Below are 11,367 nucleotides of genomic sequence, written 5' to 3' on the forward strand. Positions count from 1 at the left end.
ACCGCCCACCGTGGCCACCGCCCACGCCCCCGCCGCCCCGGTCGCGGCCGCCCCCGCGGGCCGCCTCTCCCTGGGCCGGCTGCTCTCCATCAACGCCTTCTGGTTCGGCAACGGGGCGCACTGGCAGCCCATCCTGGTCTCCCTCATCCCCGAGGGTGCCAAGCTCCTGGTCGGCAAGGACGCCAGCGATCTGCTGGTCGGCCGTGCCACCGCCGCCGGCGGCGTCTTCGCCCTGCTGGTGCCGCTGATCGCGGGCTGGCTCTCCGACCGCACCCGCACCCGCTGGGGCCGGCGGCGCCCCTGGATGATCGCCGGCACGGCCTTCAACGTACTCGGCCTCGCCCTGATCGCGCTGGCCTGGACGCCGGCCGTGCTGATCATCTTCGCGGTCGCGCTGCAGGCCGCCAACAACGTCGCCGGCGCCGCCTACAGCGGCGTCATCCCGGACGTGGTGCCCGAGGAGCAACGGGGACGGGCCTCGGGCCTGCTGGGGACGATGAACCAGCTCGGCACCGTGGTCGGCGTCCTGCTCGTGGCCATCGTGCTCTCGGTGTTCGGGCGCAGCCGCATGGGGCTCGTCTTCTCCTACGGCGTCGTCGCCACCATCCTGGTCAGCACGCTGATCATCACCGTGCTCGGCACCAAGGAGCGGATCCTGCCGCCGCTGCCGAGGACGGTGCGGACCCGGCCATCGGCGGACGTCCTGCTCTTCGGCGCCTGCGGCCTGGTCGCCGTCGGCGCCATCCTGGCCCTGCTGACCACCACCCTGGCCGGGGGCGCCACGATCGCCGTCGCCGGCCTCGCCACCGCCGCCGTCCTCGGCTCGCTGGTGGTGGGCAGCCGCATCGACGGCCTCCGCCGCCACCTCGCGGCCCTCGCCGATCCCGACTTCCGCTGGTGCTTCCTCACCCGCATGTTCATGAACTTCGGCATCTTCTCGATCGTGCCGTTCATGGACTCGTACTTCGAGAAGGTGGCGGGGTCGAAGAACTCCGGCGCGGCGAGCGCCTACTGGCTGCTCGCGGTGATCGCCGGTGGCGTGGTGCCCGCCATCGTCGGGGGTGCGCTCTCGGACCGAATCGGGCGGCGCAAGCCCTTCGTGTACGTCTCGGGTGCCATCCAGGCGCTGGCCGCATCGGTGGTGATCTTCTCGCTGGTCAGCTCGACGGTCGCCCTCTACGCGGTGGGCCTGCTCTTCGGCATCGGCTACGGCATGTACTACGCGATCGACTGGGCGCTGGCCTGCGACGTGCTGCCGGACAAGGAGAACTCCTCGGGGCGCGACATGGCCATCTGGCACGTGTCGCTCACCCTGCCGCAGGTGATCGCGCCGGCGCTGGCCGCGCTGCTGCTCACCTACCTCAACGGGACCCACCACATCCTGGGCATGACCACCGGGAACAACCTCGGCTTCCGGGTCGTGTTCGGCAGCGCCGCGCTCTGGTTCACCCTCGGCACCGTGTTCGTGAGCCGCATCCGGGGGGTGCGCTGATGGCCGCCCGGCTCACCGTCTCGCCGCCGCCCTCGGAGTTCCCGGTGCGACCCCGCGCCACCCCGGCCGCCCGTGCCGTGCGCCGGCTCTTCCGGGGCGTGGGCAGGGGGCTGTTCGACGTCGAGGTGCGCGGCCTCGAGAACCTCCGGGCCGGCGAGAACCACGTGATCATCGCCAACCACCTCCAGTGGGTCGACGCCTTCGCGGTGGTCTCCGCCCTGCCACCGCAGCCGCGCATCCACGTGTTCGGCGACCTCGTCGGCGTGCCGGTGTGGGCGGTGCGGCTGGTGAAGCGGATCGGCGGTGTCATCCCGATCGACCGCCGCGAGGGCGGCAGCAGCGCCGTGCTCGACCACGCCGAGGCCTGCCTGGTGGCGGGCGGCTCGCTGCTGATCTTCCCCGAGGGCCGCTGCAACCAGGTCGAGGGCGCCGCCGGCGAGTTCCGCAAGGGCTTCGCCCACTTCGCCCTCCACACCGGCACGCCGGTCCTCCCCGTCGGCCTGTCGGGCACCCGCGAGCTCTGGCTGCGCAAGCGGCTGACGGTCGCCGTGGGGGAGCCGATCACGTCCGCGGGACACACCGCCGAGAGCCTGACCGCGGCGGGACGCGATGCGGTCCTCGAGCTCCTCGCCGAGCCCGCCGAGTCGGGCGGACGGCATCTGCTCCAGCGGCGGCTCACCCACCTGTTCTGAGGGATCCGCCATGCCCACGGTGCTCACCCCGTACCTGATGGTCACCGGCGCGGCCGAGGCGATCGACTTCTACCGCCGCTCCTTCGGCGCCGTCGAGACGATGCGGCTCACCGGCGGTGACGGGCACATCGGCCACGCCGAGATGCGCATCGGCGAGGCCGCGTTCATGCTCGCCGACGAGTCCCCCGAGCTGGTGCCGAACATGCGCGGGCCGCGCACCCTGCAGGCCACCACGGTGTCGCTCCACCTCGTCGTGCCCGATGTCGACGCCGTCGTCGGGCGCGCCGTCGAGGCCGGCGCCACCCTGGAGCGGCCGGTCGCCGACCAGGCCTACGGCGAGCGCACCGGGGTGCTCGTCGACCCCTTCGGCCACCGCTGGTTCGTCGCCACCCCGCTGCAGAACGGCGAGCCGCACCCGGCGCCGGACCCCGCGGCGGCGCAAGTCATAAGTTGATATTTATGAACAGGTAGCAAAATATCAATAGACACTGAACCTGGCATTCTGCCAGTCTTGTCAGGGTACGTGGGGTGCTCCGCGCCGTCAGGTCGCGTCGGTGAGCCCCATCCTGTCAGAGGCGCGTTGGCATGCCGGACACGCTCATCCCCACGACCCGGACCGGATCCGTCGCCGAGGATTCCGGCCCGCGACCGGTCATGGTCGCGATCGCGGGTGACAGCGCCGCCGGCAAGACCACCCTCACCGCCGGGCTGATCGAGGCCCTGGGCCGCGACCGGGTCACCGGCGTCTGCGTGGACGACTACCACCGCTACGACCGCGAGGAGCGCAAGTCGCTCCCGTTCACGCCGCTCCATCCCGAGTGCAACTACATCGAGATCATGGAGCAGCACCTCAACCTGCTGGCCACCGGGCAGCCCATCCTCAAGCCCGTCTACGACCACGCCACCGGCACCTTCGGCCGCCAGGAGCGGATCGAGCCCCGGGAGTTCGTGATCATCGAGGGGCTGCTGCCGCTGCACAGGGAGATGGCGCGGGCGTGCTTCGACGTCACCGTCTACCTCGATCCTCCCGAGGACATCCGGCGCCAGTGGAAGGTGCGCCGTGACACCCAGAAGCGCGGCTACTCGCCCGAGCAGGTGCTCGCCGAGCTGGAGCGGCGCGAGCCGGAGTCGGCGGCGTACATCCGCCCCCAGCGGTCGCACGCCGACATCGTGGTGCGCTTCCATCCCGCCGACGGCGCCGACCCCGGCGATTCGCTCAGCGCAACCCTGCTGCTGCGTCCCACCATCCCCCACCTCGACCTCGCCGCGGTGCTCGGTGACGACACCCGGCGGGCGGTCCACCTCAGCCTCCTGCGCGACGAGGACAGCAAGCCCGTCGACGCCCTCTACATCGACAGCCGGGCCCCGCGGGAGATGAGCCGCGAGGTCGAGGAGCACATCTGGAGCGGGCTGAAGGTGCCCGGCAAGCTGCCGAGCACCCTGGGACAGATCGAGCCCGGAGCGCGCAGCGAGCCGCTGGCGCTCAGTGAGCTGATCCTCCTGTATCACATGCTCCAGGCACAGTCTGCCGCTACCTCCGACGTGGCTCGGGCCTGACGTCGCGTCGGAGACGCGTGGAGGGCGGCGGCCCCCCGGCCGCCGCCCTCCTGTCCGCTCCCGACTCCCGAGGGGGTCACCCCCGGATGAGCATCGAGCCGAGCGAGAGCCCGGCGAGCTCGAGCGCGGTGAGGAGCACGACCAGCCACCCCAGCGTCCAGGCGGCGACGAGGCGGCCGCCGACGGCGAGCAGGAAGCCGGCGCCGAGCAGCGCCGCCTCCACACCATGGTCGAGGCGCGCGGCGGCCGAGCGGGCCGCGATCACCAGCAGGTAGAGCGCCATCACCGGCATCACGGCGACGGCGCGCGCGGTCGAGAACGTCAGCGCCCAGCCGGTGACGAGCACCGCGATCACCAGCAGGGCGGCGATCGGCGGTCCGCCGGCGGCGGCGGGTGCCGGCGTGGCCGTGGGGGCCGCCGGCGAGGACGCCGAGCGCCACGGCGGGGCGGACGGTGCCGCGGCCGCGGGCGTGGACCCGGCGTTCGACCCCCAGGTCCAGCGCGGCGCCGGGGCGGCGCCGGTGGCGGGCGGGGCCGGCGCCGTCGAGCGCGGCAGCGGCGGCAGCGGCGACGCCGGCGGCGCCGGGGCCACCACCTCCATCCCGGCGGTGACGGCCGCCCAGCTCCACGGCGCCGGCGGCTCGGGGATCACCTCCATCACCACGGTGGCATCCCAGCACCACGGTGGCGGTCCCGCGGGCGGCGACGCGGCCGCGGGCTCCGCTGCCGCCGGCGCCGGCTCGGCGACGGCGGGCGCCGCCTCGCCGTCGCGTTGCCCTCCTCCCCAGGCCCACGAGGGTCGCTCCACCGCCCGGCCGACGAGCTCGATCGTCCCCGGCTCCGGGGTGGGTGCGCCGCGCGCCCCGGCCTCGCCCTCGGGCGGCGCGCTGCGGGTTCCGGCCTCGGCCCCGTTCGTCCCCCACGACCACACCGGCCGGAGGCGGTCCGAGACCCGGGACGACATGTCGGGAGGATTGTGGACAGACATGACATCACCGTGTCGCGTGGGCGATTGTGCCGTCCAGACGGCGGGTGCTGACACGCTAGCGCAGGTCACTCACCGCGTCAATGACTGTCAACTGAGTTGACCGCCGGCCCCGTGTCCCCCCGGTCCGGGCGTGGGGAAGGGGCGTCATCAGCACCGTTCAGCGTGTCGCCCTCGTCACCTGCGCCAACCGCGGCATCGACCAGGCCGCCGCCGGCCGGCTTCCCGCCGCCTACGGCAGCAACCCGCGGCGCCTCCGCCTGACCGCGAAGGCGGTGGACAGGTCGGCGGCGTCGAAGCCGCGCATCGCTCCCTGGCCGGTGGCGTACGCGTACACGGCGGTGCGGAAGATCCCCGAGAGGGCGGCGCCGACGACGCAGAGGCCGCCGATGCCCACCACCAGGATGAGCACCCCGAGCGCCGGGGCGATCGCCAGCCCGACGACGCCGGCCGCGGCCACGCCCACGCCGGCGGCGAGCAGGGGCAGGGTGATCGCGGCGTTGCCCACCAGCGATTCCCCCCAGCTGTCGCGGAGGATCTGCATCGAGCGGCGGATCGAGTCGACGGCGCTCACGTCCTCGAGGACGAGCACCGGCACGGCGAAGGCGGTGGCGACGCCCCAGGCGATCCCCACCACGGCGGAGACCAGCCTGCCGACGATGCCGAACTCCTCGCGCACCAACCGCAGCGCCAGTCCCACCGTCGCCGAGATCAGCGCGTAGGCGAGGAGGCGCCCCGCCCGGGCGGAGGCGATGCGCAGGCAGTCGCCGACCCCCGGGCGCTCACCGCGGAGGTGGGCGATGGCACCGGCCACCAGGGCGGCGTTGAAGAACACGGTGATGAACGAGGCGCCCAGGTAGTACCAGCCGGCGAGCACCCAGGCCAGCGGCCGCTGCGACGGCTCGAAGGCACCCAGGCCCGCGGCGATGCCGAGCAGGGGGAGCAGGTAGGCGACCAGGCCGGCGAGGGAGAGCACCGGGAGCAGGCCCAGCGCCGGGTTGGAGCGGAGAACCGACCAGCTGGCGCGTGCCAGCCGCAGGCCGCGCGACCAGCGGCCGCCGGGAGGCGCCGCCGTGGCCCGGCCCAGGCCGGGGGCTGAGAGATCGGAGTGGGGCTGCCATGCCTGGCCGTCCCACCTCCAGCGGCCGTCCGGCGACAGCGGCGGTTGTGCGTTGGTCATGGCGGGCAGCGTAGTGCCGGCGGCGCAGGCCCCCGAACGCGTACCCGGGTTGTCACGGGTTTGCACGGCGAATCGTGAACGGCGCGGTCAGCGACGGCCCGCCGGGGACCTCCGCACCGCCATCACCACCGCGAGCCCGGCGACGGCGGCGGCGAGCGCCACCAGCGCCACCGCCAGCGGCCGGAGGTCGGTGCCCGGACCGGTGGCGGCCGGCGCCGTCCCGCCGCCCGCGGGTGGCCCACCGGAGCCGCCGCCGGCCTGGGTCCCGGCGGCCGCCGCCGCGGTCCACACCGAGATCTCGCGCAGGCCGCCCATCCCCGCGGTGCCGCCGGCGCGCACGTAGCGGGCGGGGGCGCGTCCGCCCGGAGGCTCCACCGACCCGGACTCGGTGGGCACGGTGCCGAGCGCCGACCACGAGGTGCCGTCGCTGGAGCCCTCGACCGCGCACCCCGGACAGCCCCGCACCGCCACCAGCGTCACCGGCACCGCCGTGCCCATGTCCACCTGAGCGTGCTCCGGAGCCGGGCTCGCCGACCCCACCGCCGGGGGGGGATGCGACGAGCCGGTCGGGATCCCGGGATGGACCAGGTCGCCGTCGGTCAGGGTGCAGGGGGTGAGGGGGACGCTGACGCCGCCCCGGACCACCGAGCAGGGCCGGCCCCGCGAGGCCGGCGCGCCCGCGCCGCCCCGGTAGGCGACGGTGGCGGACCGGTAGGTGAGCTGCGCCGTGGTGCCCGGGGCGGGCATCTGGGTGCGCGCCTCGACGATGGCGCCGCCGTGGCTGTCCTCGAGCAGGCGGGCGTCGAGGACGGCGCCGGGATGGGTGTCGGTGAAGGTCCAGACCGGCAGCGACGCGGCGTCCTGGAAGCGCACGTCGTAGCCGGGGGAGCCGCCGTAGCCGGCGGATGGCGGCGGCCAGTCCACGGTCAGCGATCCGCCCGACGGGGTGAGCCGCACCGCGGGACGCCAGAGCCGCAGCGCCGGCACCTCGATGTCGGCGGCCTGGAGCTCGAGGTCCTCCGCGGTGGACGGCCCGGTGAGCTCGCCGGCGCCGGCCGGCAGCGAGGTGACGATGCTGAAGGTGCTGGCGCGGCCCAGCGAGTTCTGGGTGTCGGAGCCGCTCAGCTGGAAGCGGAAGCGCCCGTCCCTGCCGGTCGCGGCGCTCGGCTGGTGAGCGCAGATGTCGGGGACGTTGGGGCCGCCCCCGAAGCAGGCGAGCCCCAGCGAGACGCCGATCACGAGGAGGCCGCCGAGCGCCTCGCCGGCGTCGAGCTGCTTGACCAGGCCGACCCGCAGCCCGGCGGCGGGGGTGCCGTCGGGCGCGTCCGCCACCCCGTGGACCGCGACCGTCGAGGTGGAGGCGACCTGGCTCGCCGGCGCGCACCCGCTGCCCGCCGCCGCCACCGCGGCGGCCGCGACCAGCGCCGCGGCCCGGCCTCCGCGTCCCACCATGGCGCGGAGTATGCCGCCGGCCATGGCCTGCCGTGAACGTCAGGGATTGAAGAAGAAGCCCCGCATCCTCAGCCCCAGCCAGGGCCTGCGCCCCCAGGCGAGGAGCCCGCCGCGCGCGATCGCCCGCCACTGGCCGATCCGGCCGTAGCCGACCATCGCCAGGCTCACCGGGTCGCCGGAGAGGTGGCAGTCGATCCGCTGGGCGCCGAGCGGTTCGATGACCGCGCGGCCGCCGTCGATCCGCAGCACGAAGCCCGGGCCGCCGCGGACGTGGAGCGCGTAGACGGCGCGCACCCCGCGGGCCGCCTCGGGGTCGACGGCCAGCGGCATCATCGTGGTGATCACCCCCACCATGAGCAGGGCGTGCTCGCGGCTGACCTGCCACGGCCTGCCGAGGGTGCGCGCCATGTCCCAGCCGTGGATCACCTGCTCGCCGAGCAGCAGGCAGGTGGCGGCGCCGAGCGGCAGGCTGGCGCCGGGCGCGTACCAGGGGGTGGGCACGGGCTGGTCCGGCGACCGCCCCGCGCTGGCCTCGAGGAAGGCGTCGACCGCGTCGACGAGCCGCCGGCCGAGCACCGCGGGGTCGCGGGAGGGCTCCTCGGCGAGGGAGCTGGAGGTGAGCCCGGTGAGCCGCTCCCGGAACCCGGGCGACTCCGGGATGTGGTGGGTCCACCGGGCGATGTCGCCCTGCAGCGAGTCGGTGTAGCCGCGCAGGCCGATGACGACGTGGGCGGCGGTCTCCGCCAGGGTCCACTCCAGCCCGGTCACCCGCCGCGCGGGCGTGGTGATGCCCGAGATCAGCGCCGCGGTGCGGGGGGTGAGCTCCGCCAGCGCCGCGCGGGCGCCGGCATGGTCGACGGGCACGGCGATCATCCGGGCGGCGAACCTCCATAATGGAAGGTGATCACGATAGACCTTCCACAGTGGAATGACAATGGGTGAGCCCCTCAACTCCACCGCCGCCTCACTGCTGGGCTTCCTGCACCGCGGCGAGATGACGGGGTGGGACCTGGTGCAGGTCGCCAACACCTTCATCGGCGACTTCTGGAGCATCACCCAGAGCCAGATCTACCGCGAGCTCGAGGCGCTGGCGGCGCGCGGGCTGATCGCCGCGGGCGAGCCCGGCCCCCGGCGCCGGCGTCCGTACGCGCTGACCGAGGCGGGCAGAGCCGCGTTCGGCGAGTGGCTGCAGCTCGAGCCCGGGGCCGAGCAGATCCGCTACCCGCTGATGCTCACCCTCTCCTTCGGCTCCCACCTCGAGCCCGAGGTGCTCGCGGGCATGCTGGCCCGCCACCGGCAGCGGCATGCCGAGCGGCTCGCCGGGTACCACGTGCTCCAGCCGATCGCGATGGCCCCCGGGACCGACCTCCACGTCGCCGCCACCCTCTCCCTCGGCATCCACATCGAGACCGCGGTGATGCAGTGGTTCGACAGCCTCCCCGCCGAGCTCACCGCGCCGCAGCTCAGCCGCCGTCGCCGACGAGCCCGCTGAGGAGCCTCGCCACCACCGCCTCGCCACGCTCGGTCGCCACCTCCGGGTCCTCGGCGCGGGCGATGAGCAGGGCGACCTCGGTGAGCCCCGCCAGGAGCACGTGGGCGTGGACGTCGACGAGCGCCCTGGGCAGGCGCCCCTCGTTCGCCAGCGCCCGCAGCGATGCCATCACCGCCCCCAGCGAGTGGCGCTGGTCGATCTCCCGCCAGCGCTCCCAGCCGACCACCCCGGGGGCGTCGAGGAGGACGATGCGGCGCACCGCCGGGTCGCGGGCGAGGGCGAGCCAGGTGGCGCATCCCGCCCGCAGCGCACCGAGCGGGTCGGCGGCGCGGCGGGCGGCGTCGCGGACCGCCGCCGCCACCCCCGCCTGGGTGGCGTCGAGCGCCGCCTCGAAGAGCGCCTCCTTGCTGGCGAAGTGGTGGTACAGCGCGCCCCGGCTGACCCGCGCCTCGGCGAGGACGAGCTCGATCGGGGTGGCCTCGTAGCCGCGCTCGGCGAAGAGCCGGGTCGCGGTCGCGACGAGGTGGCGGCGGGTGGCCTCCCCCCTCTCCGCCCTGCGATCGGTCACCGCCCAATGTTGACAGACCGCCAGTCGGTTTGTTGGAATACCGACCGACGGTCTGTCACGTGGCGGAGGGCCCGGAGATGCGCCTCGACGACTGGTACGCCCACTGCGGGATGGTGGCCACCCCCGCCGGCGGGGTCGCCTGCGTCGACATCGGCGAGGGTCCGGCGGCGGTGTTCGTCCACGGGATCGTGGTCCACGGCCTGCTCTGGCGCGGCGTCGTCGACCGGGTGCGGGACCTGCGCCGCTGCGTCGTCATCGACCTCCCCGGCCACGGCGCCACCATCGCGGGCCCGGATCAGGACCTCTCCCTCCCCGCCCTCGCCGGGCTGGTGGAGGCGGTCTGCGGGTCGCTCGGCCTCGACCGCATCGATCTGGTGGGCAACGACACCGGGGGCGCGGTCTGCCAGGTGCTCGCCGCCCGGCATCCGGAGCGGATCCGCACCCTGACGCTGACCAACTGCGACAGCGACGACAACCTGCCTCCGCCGGCCTTCCGCGCCGCCACCGAGCGCGCCCGGCGAGGCCGCTACGCGCCGGCGCTCGACCGGATGGCGGCGGATCCCGAGCGGGCGCGCTCGGCCAGCGGTCTGGGCTGCGGTCTCGAGCGCCCCGAGGAGCTCGACGGCGAGACCCTCGAGGCCCTGCTCGCCCCCCTCGCCACCCCCGGCGCCACCCGTGCCATCGAGAGGCTGGTGGTGTCGCTCCGGGCCGAGGACCTGGTCGCCGCCGGGCCCGGGCTGGCGGCGCTCACCGCCCCGGCGCTGATCGTCTGGGGCACCGGCGACGTCTTCTTCGAGCCGGCCTGGGCGCACCGGCTGGCCGCGCTGATCCCCGGAGCCCGGCCCGTGGTCGAGCTCGAGGGGGCCCGCCTCTACCTCCCCCTGGAGCGGGCGCCCGAGCTCGCCGGCCTGCTCCGCGAGCTGTGGACCGGCGAGCCCGGGGCGCCGGGCGGTTACGCCGCCCAGCGGCTCACGTCGCGTCCCAGCCATCCCGCCAGCCGGGAGTAGACGCCGGCGTCCTCGGGGACGTCGACGACCGCGGCGAACGAGTTGCCGATCGGCTCGCCGCGGATGTCGGCGGGGAGGATGCTGTGGGCCAGCGGCAGCAGCGCCTCGCCGAGCTCGGGGTCCCAGTCGGTGGCGGCACCGATGGCGACGGCGAGGTCCCAGCCGTGGATCACGACCTCCTGGGCGTAGACGGAGACCACCGTCGACCCGGGCAGGGTCGCCCAGGGCAGGCGCAGCTCGCGGTCGAGCAGCGAGTCGTCGACCCACGCAGCCCGCGCCTCGGCGGCGCCGGCGTCGAAGGCGGCGAGCCAGCCGTCGTCGGCGATGCCCTCGATGATCAACGCCACCTCCGCCGCGTCCTCGCCGCGGCCGACCGCGGCCACCTTGAGGAGCACCGCGACGATGTGGCCGAGGAGGGCGCGCACGTCGAACTCGGCGCACGGGGTCGGCAGGCACAGCTGCTCGGGACGGACGGCGGCGACGGCGCCGCGGGCGTTGGCGACGGCGAGTGCCTGCAGGGGGCGGGGATCGGTCCGGACCATCGGGGCTTCCTCCCAGGGCCGCCGGAGTGGCGGCGTTGCCCCCGCAGGATGCGGCCCTGAAGTCGACACCGTATGTCATATTTGCCTGCGAGAATCCGGGGATGCGCGCCGACCGCCTCGTCTCCATCCTCATGCTCCTCCAGGCCCGTGGCCGGGTCACGGCCACGGACCTCGCCGAACGCCTCGAGGTGTCACCGCGGACGGTCCACCGCGACCTCGAGGCGCTCTCCGCGGCCGGGGTGCCGGTCTACGCGCAGCGCGGCCGCGGCGGGGGATGGCAGCTGATCGAGGGCTACCGCACCGACCTCACCGGGCTCACCGAGGAGGAGGCACGCGCCCTCTTCCTGGTCGCCGGCCCGGCCGCCGCCAGCGGGGTCGACGTCGCCCCCGCCGCCCACTC

Annotated in this window: 13 protein-coding genes; 7 read left to right on the plus strand and 6 right to left on the minus strand. The window is 74.9% G+C overall.

The window, feature by feature from the left end:
* The 4 genes from VGL20_00730 to VGL20_00745 form a co-directional block, all read left to right on the plus strand.
* Nucleotides 1–1,492, plus strand: a 1,492-nt coding sequence (locus VGL20_00730) for an MFS transporter (GenBank protein ID HEY2702191.1), incomplete at its 5' end; no start/stop codon positions are given.
* Entirely contained in the window at nt 1,492–2,184 is a 693-nt protein-coding gene (locus VGL20_00735; GenBank protein HEY2702192.1) for a lysophospholipid acyltransferase family protein, read from the plus strand. The genes VGL20_00730 and VGL20_00735, both read left to right, overlap by 1 nt.
* 10 nt (nt 2,185–2,194) lie before the next feature.
* Nucleotides 2,195–2,638, plus strand: coding sequence for a VOC family protein (locus VGL20_00740; GenBank protein ID HEY2702193.1), 444 nt, complete (start codon nt 2,195–2,197; stop codon nt 2,636–2,638).
* Between the two features lie 131 nt (nt 2,639–2,769).
* Nucleotides 2,770–3,741, plus strand: coding sequence for a phosphoribulokinase (locus VGL20_00745; protein ID HEY2702194.1), 972 nt, complete (start codon nt 2,770–2,772; stop codon nt 3,739–3,741).
* Between the two features lie 76 nt (nt 3,742–3,817).
* On the opposite strand, the gene VGL20_00750 is transcribed toward VGL20_00745, so the two are convergent.
* The 4 genes from VGL20_00750 to VGL20_00765 all read right to left on the minus strand — a co-directional run bounded on the left by VGL20_00750 (nt 3,818) and on the right by VGL20_00765 (nt 8,231).
* Nucleotides 3,818–4,705: a hypothetical protein gene (locus VGL20_00750; protein ID HEY2702195.1), complete on the minus strand. Its 888-nt coding sequence runs from the start codon at nt 4,703–4,705 to the stop codon at nt 3,818–3,820.
* Between the two features lie 253 nt (nt 4,706–4,958).
* The gene (locus VGL20_00755; GenBank protein ID HEY2702196.1) at nt 4,959–5,906 is read right to left on the minus strand and encodes a DUF6159 family protein; all 948 of its coding nucleotides are present in this window, start codon (nt 5,904–5,906) and stop codon (nt 4,959–4,961) included.
* Nucleotides 5,907–5,993: 87 nt separating this feature from the next.
* A complete protein-coding gene (locus VGL20_00760; protein HEY2702197.1) occupies nt 5,994–7,358 on the minus strand; it encodes a hypothetical protein in 1,365 nt (454 codons plus the stop codon).
* 39 nt (nt 7,359–7,397) lie between these two features.
* Nucleotides 7,398–8,231 (minus strand): maleylpyruvate isomerase N-terminal domain-containing protein, encoded by an 834-nt coding sequence (locus VGL20_00765; GenBank protein HEY2702198.1) that lies wholly within the window; start codon nt 8,229–8,231, stop codon nt 7,398–7,400.
* Between the two features lie 61 nt (nt 8,232–8,292).
* Between VGL20_00765 and VGL20_00770 the strand changes: the two genes are divergently transcribed.
* The gene (locus VGL20_00770; protein ID HEY2702199.1) at nt 8,293–8,850 is read left to right on the plus strand and encodes a PadR family transcriptional regulator; all 558 of its coding nucleotides are present in this window, start codon (nt 8,293–8,295) and stop codon (nt 8,848–8,850) included.
* On the opposite strand, the gene VGL20_00775 is transcribed toward VGL20_00770, so the two are convergent.
* On the minus strand, nt 8,822–9,418 hold the full coding sequence (locus VGL20_00775) for a helix-turn-helix domain-containing protein (GenBank protein HEY2702200.1): 597 nt from the start codon (nt 9,416–9,418) through the stop codon (nt 8,822–8,824). The two genes, VGL20_00770 and VGL20_00775, sit on opposite strands and share 29 nt — an antisense overlap.
* 59 nt (nt 9,419–9,477) lie before the next feature.
* Between VGL20_00775 and VGL20_00780 the strand changes: the two genes are divergently transcribed.
* Nucleotides 9,478–10,425, plus strand: coding sequence for an alpha/beta hydrolase (locus VGL20_00780; GenBank protein ID HEY2702201.1), 948 nt, complete (start codon nt 9,478–9,480; stop codon nt 10,423–10,425).
* Here the strand turns inward: VGL20_00780 and VGL20_00785 are convergent.
* Nucleotides 10,371–10,967 carry a TIGR03086 family metal-binding protein gene (locus tag VGL20_00785; GenBank protein ID HEY2702202.1) on the minus strand — a complete coding sequence of 199 codons (597 nt, stop codon included), beginning with the start codon at nt 10,965–10,967 and terminating at the stop codon, nt 10,371–10,373. The two genes, VGL20_00780 and VGL20_00785, sit on opposite strands and share 55 nt — an antisense overlap.
* 101 nt (nt 10,968–11,068) lie before the next feature.
* Between VGL20_00785 and VGL20_00790 the strand changes: the two genes are divergently transcribed.
* On the plus strand, nt 11,069–11,367 hold a 299-nt coding region (locus VGL20_00790), incomplete at its 3' end, for an HTH domain-containing protein (protein HEY2702203.1).

The organism is Candidatus Dormiibacterota bacterium (assembly GCA_036495095.1).
Classification (GTDB): Bacteria; Chloroflexota; Dormibacteria; order Aeolococcales; family Aeolococcaceae; genus CF-96.